19 protein-coding genes are annotated in these 20,742 nt (G+C 47.5%); 1 reads left to right on the top strand and 18 read right to left on the bottom strand.

Translation table 11 applies throughout. The features are described from left to right. The 15 genes from rpsC to rpsL form a co-directional block, all read right to left on the bottom strand. Positions 1–660 (bottom strand): 30S ribosomal protein S3, encoded by a 660-nt coding sequence (gene rpsC, locus ACEPST_RS10135; RefSeq protein WP_125582378.1) that lies wholly within the window; start codon positions 658–660, stop codon positions 1–3. Between the two features lie 3 nt (positions 661–663). Then, positions 664–1,020: a 50S ribosomal protein L22 gene (gene rplV, locus ACEPST_RS10130; RefSeq protein ID WP_125765154.1), complete on the bottom strand. Its 357-nt coding sequence runs from the start codon at positions 1,018–1,020 to the stop codon at positions 664–666. A 17-nt stretch (positions 1,021–1,037) separates the two neighbouring features. Beyond that, on the bottom strand, positions 1,038–1,313 hold the full coding sequence (gene rpsS / locus ACEPST_RS10125; protein ID WP_203646247.1) for a 30S ribosomal protein S19: 276 nt from the start codon (positions 1,311–1,313) through the stop codon (positions 1,038–1,040). Positions 1,314–1,394: 81 nt separating this feature from the next. After that, entirely contained in the window at positions 1,395–2,243 is an 849-nt protein-coding gene (gene rplB, locus ACEPST_RS10120; RefSeq protein WP_203646245.1) for a 50S ribosomal protein L2, read from the bottom strand. Positions 2,244–2,269: 26 nt separating this feature from the next. After that, positions 2,270–2,557: a 50S ribosomal protein L23 gene (gene rplW, locus ACEPST_RS10115; protein WP_125574885.1), complete on the bottom strand. Its 288-nt coding sequence runs from the start codon at positions 2,555–2,557 to the stop codon at positions 2,270–2,272. Continuing rightward, positions 2,557–3,180, bottom strand: a complete 624-nt coding sequence (gene rplD, locus ACEPST_RS10110; RefSeq protein WP_203646238.1) for a 50S ribosomal protein L4 — start codon at positions 3,178–3,180, stop codon at positions 2,557–2,559. Before rplD ends, rplW begins: the two co-directional genes overlap by 1 nt. Before the next feature lie 21 nt (positions 3,181–3,201). Next, a complete protein-coding gene (rplC, locus tag ACEPST_RS10105) occupies positions 3,202–3,852 on the bottom strand; it encodes a 50S ribosomal protein L3 (protein WP_203646236.1) in 651 nt (216 codons plus the stop codon). A 45-nt stretch (positions 3,853–3,897) separates the two neighbouring features. Beyond that, positions 3,898–4,206: a 30S ribosomal protein S10 gene (gene rpsJ, locus ACEPST_RS10100; RefSeq protein ID WP_011668500.1), complete on the bottom strand. Its 309-nt coding sequence runs from the start codon at positions 4,204–4,206 to the stop codon at positions 3,898–3,900. 295 nt (positions 4,207–4,501) lie between these two features. Further along, positions 4,502–5,830 (bottom strand): MATE family efflux transporter, encoded by a 1,329-nt coding sequence (locus tag ACEPST_RS10095; RefSeq protein WP_204121048.1) that lies wholly within the window; start codon positions 5,828–5,830, stop codon positions 4,502–4,504. A gap of 128 nt (positions 5,831–5,958) precedes the next feature. Beyond that, the gene (gene tnpC / locus ACEPST_RS10090) at positions 5,959–7,473 is read right to left on the bottom strand and encodes an IS66 family transposase (RefSeq protein WP_395409182.1); all 1,515 of its coding nucleotides are present in this window, start codon (positions 7,471–7,473) and stop codon (positions 5,959–5,961) included. Positions 7,474–7,538: 65 nt separating this feature from the next. After that, positions 7,539–7,907 carry an IS66 family insertion sequence element accessory protein TnpB gene (gene tnpB, locus ACEPST_RS10085; protein WP_020090538.1) on the bottom strand — a complete coding sequence of 123 codons (369 nt, stop codon included), beginning with the start codon at positions 7,905–7,907 and terminating at the stop codon, positions 7,539–7,541. After that, complete coding sequence (locus ACEPST_RS10080) at positions 7,897–8,079, bottom strand: hypothetical protein (RefSeq protein ID WP_020089635.1); 183 nt, start codon at positions 8,077–8,079, stop codon at positions 7,897–7,899. Before ACEPST_RS10080 ends, tnpB begins: the two co-directional genes overlap by 11 nt. Before the next feature lie 229 nt (positions 8,080–8,308). Further along, positions 8,309–10,408: an elongation factor G gene (gene fusA, locus ACEPST_RS10075; RefSeq protein ID WP_204121049.1), complete on the bottom strand. Its 2,100-nt coding sequence runs from the start codon at positions 10,406–10,408 to the stop codon at positions 8,309–8,311. 190 nt (positions 10,409–10,598) lie between these two features. Then, the gene (gene rpsG / locus ACEPST_RS10070; RefSeq protein WP_020090150.1) at positions 10,599–11,069 is read right to left on the bottom strand and encodes a 30S ribosomal protein S7; all 471 of its coding nucleotides are present in this window, start codon (positions 11,067–11,069) and stop codon (positions 10,599–10,601) included. An 84-nt stretch (positions 11,070–11,153) separates the two neighbouring features. Continuing rightward, positions 11,154–11,567, bottom strand: a complete 414-nt coding sequence (gene rpsL, locus ACEPST_RS10065) for a 30S ribosomal protein S12 (protein ID WP_125765160.1) — start codon at positions 11,565–11,567, stop codon at positions 11,154–11,156. A gap of 282 nt (positions 11,568–11,849) precedes the next feature. On the opposite strand from rpsL, the gene ACEPST_RS10060 reads away from it, so the two are divergent. Continuing rightward, a complete protein-coding gene (locus ACEPST_RS10060) occupies positions 11,850–12,503 on the top strand; it encodes a prepilin peptidase (RefSeq protein ID WP_204121050.1) in 654 nt (217 codons plus the stop codon). Positions 12,504–12,586: 83 nt separating this feature from the next. Here the strand turns inward: ACEPST_RS10060 and rpoC are convergent, their stop codons facing one another. From rpoC to ACEPST_RS10045, 3 genes are all read right to left on the bottom strand, one after another. Then, positions 12,587–16,234 (bottom strand): DNA-directed RNA polymerase subunit beta', encoded by a 3,648-nt coding sequence (rpoC, locus tag ACEPST_RS10055; protein WP_203646228.1) that lies wholly within the window; start codon positions 16,232–16,234, stop codon positions 12,587–12,589. Positions 16,235–16,255: 21 nt separating this feature from the next. After that, positions 16,256–19,870, bottom strand: a complete 3,615-nt coding sequence (locus ACEPST_RS10050; RefSeq protein WP_204121052.1) for a DNA-directed RNA polymerase subunit beta — start codon at positions 19,868–19,870, stop codon at positions 16,256–16,258. 239 nt (positions 19,871–20,109) lie between these two features. Continuing rightward, positions 20,110–20,712: a TetR/AcrR family transcriptional regulator gene (locus ACEPST_RS10045; protein WP_204121053.1), complete on the bottom strand. Its 603-nt coding sequence runs from the start codon at positions 20,710–20,712 to the stop codon at positions 20,110–20,112. Positions 20,713–20,742: the final 30 nt, after the last annotated feature.

Raw genomic sequence — 20,742 nt, 5'->3', positions numbered from 1 at the left:
TTATTTCCCTCCTTGTCCGTTAGATTGTTTCTTTTCGGGAAGAATTTCACCACGGTAGATCCAGGTTTTAACACCTAAAGAACCATAAGTAGTGTGCGCTTCAACCCAAGCGTAATCAATGTCAGCACGCAACGTGTGCAGAGGAACCGTACCTTCAGCATAGCTTTCGACACGGGACATGTCAGCACCGTTTAAACGACCAGCAACTTGCGTCTTAACACCCTTGGCGCCAGAACGCATAGTCCGTTGCATCGTTCCACGCATAGCGCGACGGAATGCAACACGGCCTTCCAATTGACGAGCAATGTTTTCGCCGACCAACTTGGCATCCAAGTCTGGCTTTTTGATTTCCACGATGTTGATGTGGACACGCTTGCCAGTCAAGTCGTTCAATTCCTTACGGAGATTTTCGACTTCGGAACCACCCTTACCAATAACCATCCCTGGCTTGGCAGTGTGGATTGAGATGTTGACGCGGTTTGCAGCCCGTTCAATCTCAACAGTTGATACAGATGCGTCAACGAGACGCTTTTCGATAAATTTACGGATTTGAAGGTCTTCCTTCAGGTAAGCAGCGAAATCCTTTTCAGCATACCACTTTGCTTCCCAGTCGCGAATGATACCGACCCGTAATCCAGTTGGATTTACTTTTTGACCCACGCGTTATCCCTCCTCTTTTTCAGATACAACAACCGTAATGTGACTCGTACGTTTGTTGATTGGTGAAGCAGAGCCTTTGGCACGAGGACGGAACCGCTTGAGGGTTGGTCCTTCGTTCACATAGGCTTCGCTAACGATTAGATCTTGACGATCTAAATCAAAATTGTTTTCTGCGTTAGCAATAGCAGAGTTTAAAACTTTTTCCACAACCGGTGAAGCTCCACGGGGTGTGAACTTTAAAATTGCAATTGCTTCAGCGACGCTCTTGCCGCGGATAAGATCGATGACAAGGCGAATTTTGCGAGCTGCAATACGAACTGTTTTAGCAGTTGCTTGCGCTGATGTAACTTGTTCAGCCATTTGTTAAATCCTCCTTATCAACGAGTTTTCTTGTCGTCGCCACCATGACCACGGAATGTCCGGGTTGGTACGAATTCGCCAAGCTTGTGGCCTACCATATCTTCTTGAACGAAAACTGGTACGTGCTTCCGTCCATCATATACAGCAATAGTTAAACCAACAAAGCTAGGGAAAATAGTAGACCGACGGGACCAGGTCTTGATGACAGCCTTTTTGTCTTGATCCTTTTGCGCATCAACCTTTTTCAGTAAGTGCGCATCGGCGAAAGGTCCTTTTTTCAAACTACGACCCATTATGAAACCTCCTCTACTTGTGGCGCATCGGTAATGCCGATGACAACCAGGTCTCTGTACATCCGAAGTATCGGATGTTGATTACATCTTAGAACCTTTACGGTGACGAACAATGAACTTCTCAGTCTTGTTCTTCTTAGAACGTGTCTTCTTACCAACAGTCTTCTTACCCCATGGAGAAAGAGGAGATGGTAAACCAACAGGTGCTTTACCTTCACCACCACCATGTGGGTGATCGTTAGGGTTCATAACAGAACCACGAACGTGAGGACGTTGACCAGCCCAACGGTTACGGCCGGCTTTACCAACGTTAACCAATTCGTGTTCTTCGTTACCTACGGCACCGATAGTTGCACGGTTAACGTTTAAGATCATCCGAACTTCACCGGAAGATAAACGAACTAACACGTACTTTTCGTCGTTAGCTTTACCTAACAATTGAGCTGAAGTACCAGCAGAACGGACCAATTGGCCACCCTTACCAGGCTTCAATTCGATGTTGTGAATGACAGTCCCAAAAGGAATGTTCTTCAATGGTAAAGTATTACCGATCTTGATATCAGCATCTGGACCAGATTGAACTTGTGCGCCAACCTTTAAGCCCTTAGGTGCAATGATGTATGACTTAACACCATCAGCGTAAACTAATAATGCAATGTTAGCAGTCCGGTTAGGATCGTATTCGATAGCCTTAACCGTTGCTGGAACATCATCCTTAATCCGCTTGAAATCGATGATCCGGTATTGACGCTTGTTACCACCGCCACGATGACGGACAGTCATCTTACCAGCGTTGTTACGGCCGGCAGAGTGACTTTGTGAATCAAGCAATGACTTTTCAGGAGTCGTCTTAGTGATGACGTCTTTGTAAACCAAGCTCGTCATATTACGACGACCATTGCTTGTTGGTTTGTATTTCTTAATCGCCACGTTATTTCCCTCCTATATCTGAGATTTTATTCTTCGTTGAATAACTTGATTTCTTTTGAATCGGCAGATAAGCTGACAATGGCCTTACGACGCTTCTTAGTGTAGCCTTCGTAACGTCCTTGACGCTTCTTCTTACCTTTCAAATTCATGATGTTGACTTTAACAACCTTGACGTCAAAGATGTCTTCTACGGCATGCTTGACTTGAGTCTTGGTTGCTCGTACGTCAACGTCAAAGGTGTAACGCTTGTCGTCCATAGTTGCCATCGTAGCTTCGGTAACAACTGGGCGTAAGATAATGTCACGTGATTCCATTATGCGAGCACCTCCTCTACTTGAGAAAGAGCTGGTTGGGTAATCACTAACTTGTCCGCATCAGCGATATCAAGGACATTCAAGCTCTTGGCTGGAATAACCTTAACGTTTGCTAAGTTACGGGCTGCTAAAGCAGCAGTTACGTTGTCGTCTTCAAGGACAACCAACGTCTTAGTAGTGACATTCAAACCAGCCAACACTGCAGCGAATTCTTTCGTCTTAGGTGCGTCGAATGCTAAGCCATCAAGAACGACTAAGCTTTCGTCAAGAACCTTTTGTGAAAGAACTGACTTCAATGCTAAACGGCCAACCTTCTTAGGAAGGCGGTAACTGTATGAACGAGGGGTTGGTCCAAAGACCACACCACCACCGACCCATTGTGGGGAACGGATGGAACCTTGACGGGCACGACCAGTACCCTTTTGACGCCATGGCTTCTTACCACCACCACGAACGGCACTCCGGTTTTTAACGGCGTGGGTTCCTTGGCGCATGGAAGCTCGTTGCATCAAAATCGTGTCGAATACGACGTTTTCGTTAGGTTCGATGCCGAAGATATCAGCGTTCAAATCAACGTTGCCGTTTTGGCTACCATCTTGTTTGTATAATGCTACGCTTGTCATTTAATTATCCTCCCTTCCTATTTATTTTTCAGATTGCTTAGGGCGTGGTGGGCGAACAGCACTCTTAACAGTAACGAGTGACTTGTTAGCACCAGGCACATTACCCTTGATCAACAGAACGTTGTTATCAACGTCAGCTTTAACAATCACAAGGTTTTGGATAGTAACTTGTTTGTTACCCATCCGACCTGGAAGCTTCATACCAGGGAATACCCGGTTAATGATGGCACCCAGAGAACCTGGACGACGGTGGTAACGAGAACCATGGGCCATAGGGCCACGGCTTTGACCGTCTTTGTGAATGTTACCTTGGTATCCATGACCTTTAGTGATACCAGTGACATCAACGATGTCTCCTGCTTGGAAGGTATCAACTTTAACTTCGTCTGCTACCTTGTAATCTCCCAGCTCAACATCTCTGAATTCACGAATGAAGCGCTTAGGAGTCGTGTTTGCTTTTGCTACATGACCTTGTTCGGGCTTGTTGCTGAGTACTTCACGCTTGTCTTGGTAACCAAGTTGAATGGCTTCGTAACCGTCGTTTTCCATCGTCTTAACTTGTAACACAACGTTTGGCGTTGCTTCGACAACAGTAACGGGGATTAATTCGCCAGCATCAGTGAAGACTTGCGTCATCCCGACCTTTTTCCCTAAGATTCCTTTAGTGGTCATGAGTACACCTCCGATTATATTGTATTAATTTACTTGCTTTGGAAATTATAACTTGATTTCGATATCAACACCGCTAGGCAGGTCAAGCTTCATTAATGAGTCGACCGTCTTTGGCGTTGGGTTAACGATATCAATCAGACGCTTGTGCGTCCGCATTTCGAATTGTTCACGTGAGTCCTTAAACTTATGTGGTGAACGTAATACGGTGTAGATCGTCCGTTCAGTTGGTAAAGGAATTGGACCTGAGATGCCGGCACCAGTTCTCTTTGCTGTTTCAACAATCTTGTCCGCTGATTGGTCAAGGATGCGATGTTCGTATGCCTTCAACCGAATCCGAATTTTTTGTTTTGCCATTGTGTTCCCTCCTTCGTCTATTTTAAAAATAAGACTAACTCCGTGGAAATTCCCGCTACGCCCTCATGGCAAAGCGGCCGGGCGTGTCGCAATCTCCCACATCATCGCTTAAGCTTTTGAACCGAACCCCCAGGGCATAAAAATGCTCGGGGAAATACAGCACTTGACTATCATACTAAATAAAACGCCGACTGACAAGGGTTTTAACAGAATTTCTCAAATCTTTTTGTAAAAAACATTGACAGCTTGATCCAAATCAATTTCAAAGTTAGGGGTCAGTTCAGTTAATTTGGAGTCAATCCCGGTTTCTTCTATTAAATAGGTATCTTGCTAACCCCCACCCAATGACACAGGTTAGAACGTCAGCAATCGGTTGCGCCCAGATGACGCCATGGTAGCCAGCGACGTGCGCTCCAATGACAATGGCCAGGTAGAACACGACCCCCTGCCGCGCAATCGACATGATGAAGGCACCACTCGCCTTCCCCGTGCTCTGGAACACCGTTGTATACACTAGGATTGCCCCAACAAACGGCGTCGTTAGCAAGAATGCCCGCAGCATATACGTCCCTGCAGTAACCACCGCAGTATTATGAAGGAACAGACCAATAATTTGTGGTGCAAAGACCATTAGGATGATTGCCAGCACTAGCGCATAGACGACTTCCACCATGAGATCAAAGTGTAAGATTTTTTTGAACCGCGCCATGTTTTTGGCACCGAACGTATAACCAATCAATGGCTGCGCCCCAAAAGCAAAGCCGACCATCACCAACATCACAATCATATACACCTTAAGGACAATCCCCATCGCGGCCACACGTGTTGGCCCGTAGTCCACCAGGTACCGATTTAAAATAGTGGTCCCAAATGCCTGCATGAGGTTCGTGATTGATCCTGGAATGCCGATAAACAGGACCTGACGTATCAGTCCACTGTTAATTCGACTCTGCTTCACATCGATTGAGATGACCTGACAATAACGTTTGGTTAGTCCAACCAGAACGACGGCGGATATCGTGTAGCCGATAACCGTCGCTAGCGCTGCCCCAGCTGCCCCCATTCCCAGCGGAAAGATCAGAAGCGGATCCAGTATAATCGTAATAACGGTTCCGACCATCGTCCCAATCATGGACTGAGTAGCGAACCCTTCCGTGCGAATCAGGTTACCCGGAACAATGGAGACAATGATGGGCATCGCACCAATCGCCATGATGCTGTAAAACTGTTTGGCATACGCGTACGTTGCCGTGGTCGCCCCTAACAACTGTAAAATGGGTCGCCTAAAGACTAATAAGACCACTGTTGTCACTAGACCGATGACCACCGCACCATACAGACAGAAACTGCTAACGCGACTGCTGGTTGCATAGGCCTTCTCACCCAGCAACCGTGAAATTAATGAACTCCCGCCTAAGCCGAAGATGTCGCCTAAGGCAATTAGTAAGGAAAATAATGGCGTACACAGCGCGACACCTGCCACTAAATTGGTGTTCTGGGTTTGCGAAACGAAGAACGTGTCGGCCAAATTGTAAATCATGCTGGCGACCATCGCAAGAACGACCGGTAAGGCCAGCTTAAAATACGCCCGTGGAATCGGAGCGCGTTCGAATAACTCTTCCATAACTCACTCTCCAATACTCTAGGTCCGCGTTGCCCTCAGTAAGCACCTAATAACTGACCGTATTGAAATACAGACTAAAAAGAAGATGGCGTCCTCGGTTTTTGAGGACGCCATCTTCTTTCCATGTCTTAAGCGGCTATCGTGTTTAATTCGTAGCGGCCAGCCGGTCGCTGTGTAAAATTCCATGGTAAATAAGCTACTAGCTCAGATTCCTTCGCGAATGCCGGCAGTTGGGGAATATTTTCTAAAAGATAAAGGATGTAGTCTCGTGGATTAACACCATTTGTTTTGGCCGATTCAATCAAAGTCATCCAAATAGCTGTAGCCTTTGCTCCAGCTGGACTAGTGCTGAACAGCCAGTTTTTTCGGCCAATCACTAGACTCTTCATATTACGTTCAGCGGCGTTGTTACTGAAATCAAACTCACCGTGCTCAATAATCTTATTCAATGTGGCTCGCTGATTTTGGGCATAGGTAATTGCTTTGCCAAGCTGACTTTTTGGCAGCTCATCTGCCTGATCAATCCATCTCCAGAATTTATTAAGCAGGCCTCGCAATTTGCCGCGTCGCCGACGCTTCCTAGAACGTGGAGAGAAGTGTTGCCATTCCCGTTCAAGCGCAAACATTTTGTCCAGTAGCTTTAAGGGACGACTCATTTGAATTCTTCCCTTAACGTTTGCTGCGTCATAGAACTTCCGCCGAACATGGGCGAAACAGCCAATTCGAGTGACCGAGTCTCCTAAACTGTTATAGCCAGAATACCCATCACATTGGAAAGTACCCCTAAAACCTCGGTAGAGGTCTTGGGCAAAGGTCCCTGAACGAGTACTACCATACGCATATAACACTGCTTGAATCGGAGACTTCCGAACCGACCTTGCTACCCACATGTAAGACTTGGAGCTGGCTTTCTTTCCAGGTTCTCGCAGAACCTGAATGGGTGTCTCATCGCCTTGTAGACAGCTCTGTGCCATCAATGTTTTTCTAATCAGCTCATAAAGTGGCCTCATCAATTTCCCAGACTTGATCATCCAATTGGCCAGTGTTGTCTCAGATAGGTTGACTCCCAGGCGTTGCCAATCTTTTATCTGTCGGTAAAGGGGAACGCCTTGCTCGTACTTTTGATGGATAATTTCCGCAATTACCGAAGCCGAACCAAGGCTGTGAGGAATCACTGGATTTGAAACTTGTGCTTGTATCAAATGAGCGAGGCCATCAATGCTCTCACAATCGACGCATTTATATGTATGAGCGTGAATTTCTTCACGGTACAACTTTGCTGGCTGGAAGTATAGTTGTTCGCGAACAAATTTTTCGCCCACTAAAACTAAGCTGTGTCCGTGCGGACACAGCTTGTCTTCGACATCAACGAAAGTAATCTTTACAGGTAAATCACGGCTTAAGACTTCTTGCCGCGTCTTTTTACGCTTTTTCGTTGACTGTACTTGATCTGTTTGGTTTTCTTGGCCAGTTTGCTCTGGCTCGGTAAAAACACGGTCATCTTCTTCCAGAAGTGATAACTGATTAGGATCGACCTGCTCTGACTTTTGGCCGAACATTTTTCTCGTTAGGTAATCGATAATTTCAGCCTGTTCTTTTACCTTTGCGGTTAACATGGCGATTTGTTCCTGTTCCGCAGTCATTGGCAATCCCACCCATTCTGTATCGATTTCTTTTGAGTTTACCATAGCCTTCTGGAAATGAATAGCTATCTTTCCGTGGCGACGTTTACGTGCCGAGGTGTCCTGACTTTGTGGACAGTCGCGTCAAGCGACCACCCACTTAGTAAGAGTTTGAACTGTCTAAAGTTAAGGCGACGAACGGCATTTTGATTGGTCGGCCACTGAAGTCGACCGTTTTCTAGCCGTTTATACAAAAGGAGGAATCCATCACCGTCCCAATAAAGAGCCTTGAAGCGGTCCTTTCTGGTACCACAAAACAGGTAAAGAGCCTGATTGTATGGATCTAGCTCAAATTGTTCCTGTACAACAGCTGCCAAGCCATCAATACCACGACGTAAGTCGGTTTTCCCACAGACAATATAGACCTGATTAATTTTAGACGGGTCAATGAGCATCATTGAACACCGCCTTAAGAACAGCATCAACGATGTAACCATTGGCTTTATTGTAGATGATTACTGATTTGTTCTTACCAATTTTCAACTGAATTGCCCGGCTGGGAACAACTGGCGTTGTTCCGGCAGCCTCACGTGGCATTCGGACTTGAACGATGTCTTGTTTTTCCATAATAAAAACCTCACCAATTTATTTGATGAGGTTATCATATCGTGGATTTACCACCAATCATAGACGGTCAGTTATTAGGTGCTTACTGCCCTCAAGGCACGCACAGATTATTATAACGCAAGACACCACGTTCTGTGACGATGAGTTGTCGGATGTGGGTCGGATTTTTCCATAAAAAAAACGCCCAACCCGGAGGTCAGACGTTTCTTTATTAAAGAGTGAGGACAGACTAGTCTTCGACTGGAGTGCCGCCATTCTTCTTGATAATGTCAGCTTGAACACTCTTAGGCGTTGGTTCGTAGTGATCAAACGTCATGGTAAAGGTACCACGACCTTGAGATGCAGAACGTAACGTCGTAGCGTAACCAAACATTTCAGCTAACGGAACGAATGAATGAATCATTTGTGCGTTACCACGTGCTTCCATACCATCAACCTTACCACGACGAGCGGTAACTTGGCCCATGATATCACCCATGTATTCTTCAGGAACCAAGATATCAACCTTCATGATTGGTTCAAGAATAACAGGGCCGGCAGTTTGGACAGCCTTCCGTAAAGCCAATGATGCGGCAACCTTGAAGGCTGCTTCACTAGAATCGACTTCATGGTAACTACCATCGTATAACTTGGCCTTAACGTCAACCAATGGGTAACCGGCTAAGACACCGTTTGCCATGGCTTCTTTCAGACCTTGGTCAACTGAAGGGATAAATTCACGAGGAACAACCCCACCAACGATAGCGTCTTCGAATTCGTAACCCTTACCACGTTCGTTAGGACTGAATTCGATCCAAACGTCACCATATTGACCTTTACCACCAGATTGGCGAACAAACTTACCTTGGACCTTAGTTGACTTCGTGAAGGCTTCACGGTAGGCAACTTGTGGGGCACCAATGTTAGCTTCAACCTTGAATTCACGCTTCATCCGATCGATGATGATATCCAAAGCAAGTTCACCCATCCCGGCAAGTAAAGTTTCACCAGTTTCAGGGTTCGTTTCAGCCTTTAAAGTTGGGTCTTCTTCAGAAAGCTTTTGAAGAGCAACGTTCATCTTGGCTTGGTCAGCCTTCGTCTTAGGTTCAATGGCAACCTGAATAACTGGTTCAGGGAAGTCCATTGATTCCAAGTGAAGTGGGTGATCTGGGTCAGTCAAAGAATCACCAGTAGTGGTGTTCTTCAAACCGATGGCCCCAGCGATATCACCGGAGAAGACTTCTGGAATTTCTTGACGGTGATTTGAATGCATTTGCAGCAAACGACCAACACGTTCACGCTTGTCCTTCGTCGCGTTTAAGACGTAAGAACCAGCTTCCAGAGTACCGGAGTAAACCCGGATGTAAGTCAAACGACCAACGAATGGGTCAGTGGCAACCTTAAATGCTAAGGCAGCGAATGGCGCATCGTCATCGGCACGTAATTCAACGGCTTCTTCAGTATCAGGAACAGTGGCGTTGTAAGGCTTAACATCCAATGGGGATGGTAAGTAGTCCACAACGGCATCCATCAACATTTGAACACCTTTATCCTTGAAGGCAGAACCGGCGAAGACTGGGAATAATTCCAGCTTCAACGTTGCCCGACGGATAGCGGCCTTCAGTTCGGCCTTGGTGATTTCTTCACCTTCAAGGTACTTTTCCATGATTTCATCGTCAACATCAGCGACGCTTTCGATCATAGCTTCATGACGCTTTTGGGCTTCTTCCTTCATGTCGTCTGGAATATCAACAGTATCCCAGTCGGCACCTAAGGTATCCTTGTCGTAAACGTAGGCTTTCATTTCGATCAAGTCTACGACACCGGCAAAGTCATCTTCAGCACCAATAGCCATTTGTAAGGCTAAGGCGTTCGCTTGTAAGCGTTCGTGGATAGAGTTAACTGAGAAGTCGAAATCGGCACCCAGCTTATCCATCTTGTTAACGAACACGATACGGGGAACATCGAAATCTGAGGCTTGACGCCAAACAGTTTCGGTTTGAGGTTCAACACCGGCTTGACCGTCTAAGACGGCTACGGCACCATCAAGCACACGCAGGGAACGTTCAACTTCAACAGTGAAGTCAACGTGTCCTGGGGTGTCAATGATGTTAATCCGGTGACCCTTCCATTCCGCAGTAGTAGCGGCAGAAGTGATCGTAATACCCCGTTCTTGTTCTTGTTCCATCCAGTCCATTTGTGAAGCCCCATCATGGGTTTCACCAATCTTATGGATTTTACCAGTATAATACAGGATACGCTCAGTAGTCGTCGTCTTCCCGGCATCAATATGAGCCATGATACCGATGTTACGAGTCTTCTCAAGCGGAAATTCACGAGTATTAGCCATGATTAATGTGTAACTCCTCTCAAAATTGATCGTAGATTGTGCCAAAAAGTGACTACTAACATCGCAATTGATTTTAGTAGCCACCTCTGGATTAAAGGATTACTCCCTTAAGTTAGCAGCAAGTAGTCCTCAGGACACATTGCTTTTAACATTTTATCACACTACAAGCAAAGCAGTGCGATAGCTGCTCTTACCAGCGGTAGTGAGCGAAGGCACGGTTGGCATCTGCCATCCGGTGGGTGTCTTCACGCTTCTTAACGGCAGCACCGGTGTTGTTAGCAGCGTCCATGATTTCACGAGCAAGACGTTCAACCATCGTGTGTTCGCCACGTAAACGAGAGTACTGAACCATCCAACGAAGACCTAACGTCGTCCGACGGTCTGGCCGAACTTCGATAGGAACTTGGTAGTTTGACCCACCAACACGCCGAGCCTTAACTTCCAAGACTGGCATAACGTTCTTCATTGCTTCTTCGAAGACTTCCACTGGATCGTTACCAGTTTCGTTCTTAATGATGTCGAAGGCACCATAAATGATTTTAGTTGAAGTTCCACGTTTCCCATCCATCATCGTATGGTTGATCAGACGAGTGACCAACTTTGAATTGTAAATTGGATCAGGAAGGACTTCACGCTTTTGTACGTTTCCTTTTCTAGGCATTGATAATATCCTCCTTGAAATGCTGTTACAGGTTAGTCGACGGCAACCGTGCGCCTAACCCTTATTATATCTAGTAGTCTCGGTCTAGTCCTTAGGCTTCTTGGTACCGTACTTAGAACGACCTTGACGACGGTCAGTAACACCGGCAGTATCGAGGGCACCACGGATAATGTGGTAACGAACCCCAGGTAAATCCTTAACCCGGCCGCCCCGGATAAGCACAACACTATGTTCTTGAAGGTTGTGACCAATACCAGGAATGTAAGCAGTCACTTCAATTAAGTTTGACAACCGCACACGTGCATATTTACGTAAAGCAGAGTTAGGCTTCTTTGGTGTCATGGTACCGACACGAGTAGCAACCCCACGCTTTTGTGGAGCTGGATTCTTAACTTGAGCTTTTTTGAAACTGTTATACCCGTAGTTTAAAGCTGGGGCATCTGATTTAGAACTTTTAGATTTACGACCTTTACGCACCAATTGGTTGATAGTAGGCATCTAAATAGTCCTCCTTTCCGTATTCTTTCTAGAGTTTTAAGTCCACACATCCAGGTGGTTCATTTTCCTGCAAAGAAAAAAGACGACCCATGTGGAGATTTAATTGAAGTGTCCTCCCCGCCGTCAGTCAGCATGTCCGGTAATGAATACCCGAGACCTGTCTGCGAAAAGCACCTTGAATAGAATACCATGCCAGAAAACCCCTGTCAACCAGGCATGGCAGAATTTTGCAGAAACATTTCGGCATTTTTTACGGAGTTAACCTATAGAGGTGAAACTTTCATGACAATTATTCTGTTCATTTACGGCACTTGTATCGGCTCCTGGCTAACGGCCATGGCGGACCGATACGCCACAAATGCGTCCCCCTACTACCCCGCTTCTCATTGCGACACCTGCCAAACACCCCTGGCACACTGGCAACTGGTGCCCGTGTTCAGTTACCTGCTACTTCGCGGACGATGTCATTACTGTCACACAGCAATCCCCGCAACGACGTTCATCATGGAAGTCACCGTTGGCCTCCTGTTAACGACGCTACACCCGACTACGGGCACACACTTAATTTGGTTAGGGCTCTGGGCCTTCGCCGCACTCTGCGACGCACGAACCCAAACTTTTCCCGGCTGGATCAGTTACGCGACCCTGCCCTTCGTTCTTTGGGGACACACGCCACTCACCATACTACTGACCTTAATCACCGCACTAAGCATCCGACTGCTGTGGCCGTGTTGGCGACAACCCTTGCTTGGCGACGGCGATTGCGAAATGATGCTCAGCTACCTCCTACTCTGGGGAATGACTGCGACTGCCCGCTGGATTTTATTGGCCAGCACGTTGGCCCTTTTACAACGAAACGTGTCTCGTCGCATCGCCTTTCTCCCCTACCTAGCCTTCAGTGCAGTTTGTTGGTGGTTGTGGTCAGAAGCGCGTTAACGCGAACACAACGCAAACATCATTTCAACACAAAAAGGGCCCGCCATCACTGACGAGCCCCCGACCACGTTGCCTAGTTGTCACTAAGCCTGTGAGTCTTCTTGCATTTGTTTTTCTAAGTCGCTGATAGAGTAGACGCCTTCGGTTGACGTACCGCCAACTTCTTTGGGCTTGATCTGACGGTAATCTGGCATCCCAGTCCCGGCAGGAATAATCTTCCCAATAATAACGTTTTCCTTCAAACCAACCAGTGGATCGTTCTTGCCCCGAATAGCTGCATCGGTCAAGACACGCGTCGTTTCCTGGAAGGATGCGGCTGACAAGAAACTGTTCGTTTCCAGAGCAGCCTTGGTAATCCCCAAGATAACTGGACGTGCGGTAGCAGCAATGCCACCATCGATCAACGTCTGGTAGTTAGCGCGACGGAAGTCTTGAATATCCATCAAAGTACCAGGTAAGACATCAGTGTCACCTGGGTCCATGATGCGGACCTTCCGTAACATCTGACGAACCATGATTTCCACATGCTTATCACTGATAGCAACACCTTGCATCCGGTAAACACGTTGAACTTCACCTAAGATGTAAGTTTCAGTTGATAAGACATCGCGAACCCGCAGCATTTCCTTAGGATCAACAGACCCATAGTTCAATGCAGAACCACGGTGGATAAAGTCGCCTTCAGTAACCCGCATGCGGGCAGTGATCGGTAACGTGTAACTCCGCGTATCGGCTTCACCCTTAATGGTGATTTCTTTGGTCCGTTCAGCTGGGTTTTCTTCGATTGATTCAACCGTCCCAGTAACTTCGGTAATCTCAGCTTTACCTTTAGGGTTCCGAGATTCGAATAATTCTTGAACACGAGGAAGCCCTTGGGTAATGTCTTCGTTCCCGGCAACACCACCGGTATGGAAGTTACGCATGGTCAGCTGGGTACCAGGTTCACCGATAGATTGTGCGGCAACAGTCCCGACAGCTTCACCAACTTCAACTTCGTCACCAGTAGCCATGTTCCGGCCGTAACAATGTTCGCAGACACCATGTTCAGTGTTGCAAGTAAAGGCGGAACGAATGGTAACTTCTTCAACACCAGCATCAACGATCTTTTGTGCTGTGTCTTCAACGATCATTTGGTTCTTAGGAACGATAACGTCCCCAGTCTTTGGATCGTAGACGGTCTTTTGGGTGTAACGCCCTAAGATCCGGTCGTACAATGGTTCGATCATTTCGTTTCCATCAGTGATGGCACGAATCTTCAAACCACGGTCAGTCCCACAATCCTTTTCCCGAATGATAACGTCTTGGGCAACATCGACCAACCGCCGAGTCAGGTAACCTGAGTTGGCAGTCTTGAGGGCCGTATCGGTCATCCCTTTACGAGCCCCATGGGTCGAGATAAACATTTCCATCACAGACAGGCCTTCACGGAAGTTAGACGTGATAGGCAGCTCCATGATGTCACCACTAGGTGCGGCCATCAGACCACGCATACCGGCAAGCTGCGTAAAGTTAGAAATGTTCCCCCGGGCACCAGAATCACTCATCATAAAGATAGGGTTCTGTTGGTCGAAACTGTGAATCAAGGCGTTTTGAATGTCATCCTTGGCATCGTTCCAGATACCAATAACCCGTTCGTAACGTTCGTGATCCGTAATCAACCCACGACGGAATTGCTTCGTGACCGTGGCAACCTGCTTGTGGGCAGCATCGATGATTTCTGGCTTTTCTTTCAAGTCGGTAACATCGACCATCCCAACCGTCAGGCCAGACTTAGTTGATTCGTTGTAACCCAAGTCCTTGATCCGGTCAAGCAATTCTGAAGTAGCCGTAACCTTGTATTGTTGGTAAACGGCAGCAATGATGTCGGACAAGAAGCCCTTCTTGAATGGTCCAATGATTTCTGCATTTTGCAGGTAATCATGAATGTCTTCACCAGGTTCCAAGAAGTACTTATCTGGAACGGCACCATTCAAGTTCGTGCTAGTTGGTTCGTTCAAGTATGGGAATGACTTAGGCAGGATGTTGTTGAAGATCAACTTTCCAACGGTCGTCACCATAATCTTGCTGCGTTGTTCGTCAGTAAATGGCTTGTCTGGCATGGAAGAAACCTGAACACCAACACGACTGTGCCAGTGAACCAAACCGTTCCGGTAAGCCAAAACAGCTTCGTTGAGGTCGGTAAAGATCATACCTTCCCCTTCACGGTTATCTTCTTCCATGGTCAGGTAGTAGTTCCCGATAACCATATCTTGAGAAGGCGCAACAACTGGTTTACCACTGGCAGGAGCCAGGATATGGTGAGCAGCTAACATCAGCAAACGTGCTTCAGCTTGTGCTTCGTCAGATAACGGCACGTGAATGGCCATTTGGTCCCCATCGAAATCGGCGTTGTAAGCTTCACAAGCCAATGGGTGAAGACGCATAGCTTTACCACTAACCAAGACTGGTTCGAACGCTTGAATCCCCAAACGGTGAAGCGTAGGGGCCCGGTTCAACAGAACAGGGTGTTCCTTGATGACGTCTTCCAAAACGTTAAAGACATCGTCATCTTCACGGTCGATTTGGCGCTTAGCGTTCTTAATGTTTGAAGCCAACCCACGGGCAACCAATTCCTTCATGATGAATGGCCGGAATAATTCCAAAGCCATTGGCACTGGCAGACCCATTTGGTTGAACTTGAGGGAAGGACCTACGTCAATAACGGAACGACCAGAGTAGTCAACCCGCTTCCCTAACAAGTTTTGACGGAAACGTCCTTGCTTCCCTTTCAACATGTGTGAAAGAGACTTCAATGGACGGTTACCAGGACCAGCCACTGGACGGCCACGACGACCGTTATCGATCAAGGCGTCAACGGCTTCTTGGAGCATCCGCTTTTCGTTTTGAACGATGATTCCAGGTGCATTTAAGTCCAGCAAACGCTTCAACCGGCTGTTCCGGTTGATAACCCGCCGGTACAAGTCGTTCAGGTCAGACGTCGCGAAACGGCCACCTTCGAGTTGTACCATTGGACGAAGATCAGGTGGGATTACCGGAATAGCATCCATTACCATCCACTCCGGACGGTTACCTGAAGTAACGAAGGCTTCCAGAATGTCCAGACGACGAACGGCACGCGTCCGCTTCTGACCAGTAGCTTCCTTCAATTCTTCTTTTAATTCAGTGACTTCTTTATCAAGATCTACGGCCATCAATAACTTCTTGATAGCTTCAGCACCCATTTCGGCCTTGAAAGCGTCACGCCCGTATTCAACGAGCTTGTCGCGGTAATCACGTTCGGAAAGCAATTGCTTCTTTTCGAGTGGCGTGTTACCTGGATCCAGGACAACGTATGAGGCAAAGTAGATGATTTCTTCAAGCGCACGAGGACTCATGTCCAGGACCAAGCCCATCCGACTTGGAATACCCTTGAAGTACCAGATGTGGGTTACAGGAGCAGCCAATTCGATATGGCCCATCCGTTCACGACGAACCTTAGAACGGGTAACTTCAACCCCACAACGGTCACAAACGACACCCTTGTAACGGATCCGTTTGTATTTCCCACAGGCACATTCCCAGTCCTTGGTAGGACCGAAAATCCGCTCGTCGAACAGCCCATCTTTTTCAGGCTTTAATGTCCGGTAGTTGATGGTTTCAGGCTTCTTGACTTCCCCGTAAGACCAGCTACGGATCTTATCAGGTGAAGCCAGCCCGATCTGCATGCTTTCGAACTTATTGACATCGACCAAAGAAGCGACCTCCCTTATTAATTAGTCTTGCGTGTTCGGTTGACTTTCATTTTTTGTTGATGTTGATGCAGCCTTGCTATCACCGGTCTGTGCAGCGGCTTTCCGCTGTTCTTCTTGCTGTTGAGCATATTTGCTCAAAGCATCAACGTTCACAACATCATCGTCATCGTCGTCCATATCGCGGAGTTCAATTTCTTCGTTGTTCCCGTTTAAGACCTTCATGTCCAGACCCAAGGATTGTAATTCCTTGACCAGAACACGGAATGATTCAGGGACACCAGGCTTAGGAATTGGATCGCCCTTAACAATGGCTTCGTAGGTCTTAACCCGTCCAACCACGTCATCAGACTTGTACGTTAAGATTTCTTGTAACGTATAAGCGGCACCATAAGCTTCCAAAGCCCAAACTTCCATTTCACCAAACCGTTGGCCACCAAATTGCGCTTTACCACCAAGTGGTTGTTGCGTAACCAGTGAGTAAGGTCCGATGGAACGGGCGTGCATCTTGTCGTCGACCATGTGGGCCAACTTCAGGTAGTTCATGACACCAACGGCAACCCGCTTATCAAATGGTTCACCAGTCCGGCCATCGTATAAGACGGTCTTGGCATCAGAAGCCATCCCAGCTTCCTTGATAGCGTCAGCGATATCAGTATCACGCGCACCATCAAAGACAGGCGTTGCGACGTGAATCCCTAACTTACGAGCGGCCATCCCCAAATGCAATTCGAGCACTTGCCCGATGTTCATCCGGGAAGGCACACCCATGGGACTCAGCATGATGTCGATTGGCGTACCATCTGGCATGTATGGCATATCTTCTTCAGGGATAACGACTGAAACAGTCCCCTTGTTACCATGACGACCAGACATCTTGTCACCAACTTGGATCTTCCGCTTTTGCGCGATGTAGACCCGAACCATCATGTTAACACCAGGAGAAAGTTCGTCACCGTTTTCACGCGTGAAGATCTTAACATCCTGGATGATCCCGCCACCACCATGTGGCACCTTAAGAGAAGTATCCCGTACTTCACGGGCCTTTTCACCAAAGATGGCATGGAGCAAACGTTCTTCAGCGGATAATTCAGTGACACCCTTAGGTGTTACCTTACCCACTAAGATGTCGCCGTCTTGAACTTCAGCACCAATCCGGATAATGCCGTCTTCGTCCAAGTTCTTCAAGGCGTCTTCACCAACGTTAGGGATTTCGCGAGTCATTTCTTCAGGTCCAAGCTTCGTGTCACGTGCTTCTGATTCGTATTCTTCAATATGAATCGACGTGTAAACATCATCGCGAACCAACCGTTCGTTGATCCCGATGGCATCTTCGAAGTTGTACCCTTGCCAAGTCATGAAGGCAACTAATGGGTTTTGGCCTAAGGCTAATTCCCCATTTTCCATTGAAGGACCATCAGCCAAGATTTCGTCGTTGTCGACGTGATCGCCAACCTTAACGATTGGACGTTGGTTGTAGTTCTTCCCACCGTTTGACCGGCGGAACTTCATCAGCTTGTAGGTGTCCAAAGCACCGTCTTCACGCCGAACTCGGATTTCACGAGCATCAACGTATTCAACAGTTCCTTCGTGTTGACTAATTAAAGCAACACCGGAGTCATGGGCAGCCTTGTATTCGATACCAGTCCCAACTAATGGCGCATGTGGGTCCAGCAATGGCACAGCTTGCCGTTGCATGTTGGCACCCATCAAGGCACGGTTGGAGTCATCGTTTTCCAAGAAAGGAATACATGCAGTGGCCACGGCAACAACTTGCTTAGGCGAAACATCCATGTAGTCAATCCGGTCAGCAGAAGTTTCGATGTTATTATCTTCGTCACGGGCCATAATCGTTTCCGTGTCAAATGAACCATCATCGTTTAACGGCGTGTTGGCTTGGGCCACAACGTAGTTATCTTCTTCATCAGCAGTCAGGTAATCGATCTTGTCGGTAACCTTATGCGTATCCCATGAAACACGACGGTATGGCGTTTCGATGAACCCATACTTGTTAACCCGGGCATAACTGGAAAGACTGTTGATCAAACCAATGTTAGGACCTTCAGGGGTTTCAATTGGGCACATCCGACCGTAGTGGGTGTAGTGCACGTCCCGGACTTCATAACCGGCACGGTCACGGGTCAAACCACCAGGCCCAAGGGCGGACAGACGCCGCTTATGGGTTAATTCACCCAGTGGGTTGGTCTGATCCATGAATTGAGACAGTTGTGAGGAACCAAAGAATTCCTTGATAGAAGCCACAACTGGGCGAATGTTGATCAATTGTTGTGGCGTTACCGTCGCAGCATCTTGAATAGACATCCGTTCACGCACAACCCGTTCCATCCGGGATAAACCGATCCGGAATTGGTTTTGCAGGAGTTCACCCACGGAACGAATCCGCCGGTTACCCAAGTGGTCAATATCATCGGTGTTCCCAATCCCAATTTGCAGGTCGAAGAAGTAGTTCATGGAAGCAATGATGTCGGCTGGGCGAATGTGCTTCAGCTTGATATCAATGTTGCCGTTCCCAATAACAGGGACTTCTTGTTCAGGGTCATCAGGTGATTGCACCTTAATGATTTGTAATTTAAGGGGTTCAGTGACAACGGCTTCGTCTGAAGGTTGGAAGGTGACCATCTTGAAATCGTCTTGATCCAAGAATGGGGCCAGCGTCTTCATAACGTCCTTGTCAACGACCGTTCCCTTTTGCGCGATGATTTCACCGGTATCAGGGTCGGCCAACGTTTCGGCTAAAGTCAGGCCCAACAGACGGGTCTTTAAGCTCAGCTTCTTGTTCGTCTTGTAACGACCAACGGGAGCCATGTCGTAACGCTTAGGATCAAAGAACCGTGCGGTCAGCAAGCTCCGTGAAGAGTCAGCCGTCTTAGGTTCACCTGGGCGTAGGCGTTCGTAGATGTCCTTTAAGGACTCTTCGACACGGGAATCGTCGGTGTTCTTGTGGATATCCTTTTCCAAGGTTTGGGAAAGACTTTCATTATCCCCTAAAATATCCAAGATTTCATCATCGGAACCGAATCCTAAGGCCCGAACTAATTCGGTCATTGGAATCTTCCGCGTCCGGTCGATCCGGACGTAAGAAACGTTCTTCGCGTCGGTTTCGAATTCTAACCAGGCACCCCGGTTAGGAATGACCGTGGCACCGAAGACGGTCCGGCCGTTCTTGTCAGTATCTTCATTGAAGTAAACCCCTGGTGAGCGGACTAATTGAGAAACAATAACCCGTTCTGCCCCGTTAATAATGAAAGTCCCTTGGGCTGTCATTAATGGGAAGTCACCAAAGAAGACGTCTTGTGATTTGATTTCGCCCGTTTCGTGGTTGGTTAAACGTAAAGTCACGTGCAGTGGTGCTGAATAGTTGGCATCGTGCTCCCGTGCTTCATCCACAGTATATTTGGGTTCAAGTAATTGATAATCAACAAACTCTAACGAAAGGTTTCCTTGAAAATCTTCGATTGGCATGATGTCGTCGAACATATCGCGCAAACCTTCGTCGAGGAACCAGTTGTAGGAATTGGTTTGAATTTCAATCAAGTTAGGTAAATCAAGGACTTCCTTGATTCGCGAATAGCTACGGCGCGTACGGTGTTTCCCGTATTTCACTAAGTGTCCTGCCAAGTTGTTCACCTCTCCTATTTATTCTGTGACCGGCCAAACCGAATGTTACATTTTGATTACAAATGCATCTACACCCGGTTTTTTGGCAAAAAAAATCCAAAAACAAACAAGTTGCTTGCTTTTGGCTTCTTATAATGGACGCTACCGGACAATATATCGGCGCGTTCAATTTCAGTTCACAGTTGCATACAAATGATATAGTACTAAATCTATCGCTAAATGTCAATAAGGAACACTCATTATTTAACGGCAACGCCAAATAAAATCAAGCGAACCAGGGCCAGCGTCTGCTCATGTTGCGAGGCATCGGTTGGGCCGACGTGGTGGAACGTGTTGAACAGTGGACTCAGACTAGTCAAATAGAAAGAAGCCGCGTCTTTGGGCTCAACGTCCGGTTGTAACGTGACCACGCCCAGTTCAAAGAACTGTTGTAAGGGCGTCAGGTAGTCTTGCATGAAGACCATCCCCAGCTGGCGCTTGTTCTCTGGTTTCAAGAACCGGAAGCTACTGTGGATCACCGTGAAGACGTCGCGTGGATGCACCCCCGTCAGGACCTCTGTCACCTCCGTTAAGGCGGCAACTGGGTCTGGCTGGTCAACTGTCGCCAGTTCGTCATTAACCGCGAGAATGCCCTGCCGGACCTCCTCACCGACCGTCTTGATCACCTCTAAGAAGATAACTTCCTTATCACTGAAATGATGGTAAAGGGCTGGCTGGGTAATGCCAACCTCCTTGGCAATATCTCTGGTCGATGTGGCTTGGTATCCTTGGGACAAGAACTGTTCCCGGGCTGCCTTCAAGATGGCCGCATGCGTGTGGCTTAACTGCTCTTCTCTCTTCATGACTTCCGTCCTCTCATTTGATACCTGGTG

The sequence above is a fragment of the Levilactobacillus sp. FUA 3915 genome, assembly GCF_044053135.1.
Taxonomy (GTDB): Bacteria; Bacillota; Bacilli; order Lactobacillales; family Lactobacillaceae; genus Levilactobacillus; species Levilactobacillus lanxiensis.
This window is presented reverse-complemented; position numbering and strand designations above follow the sequence as displayed.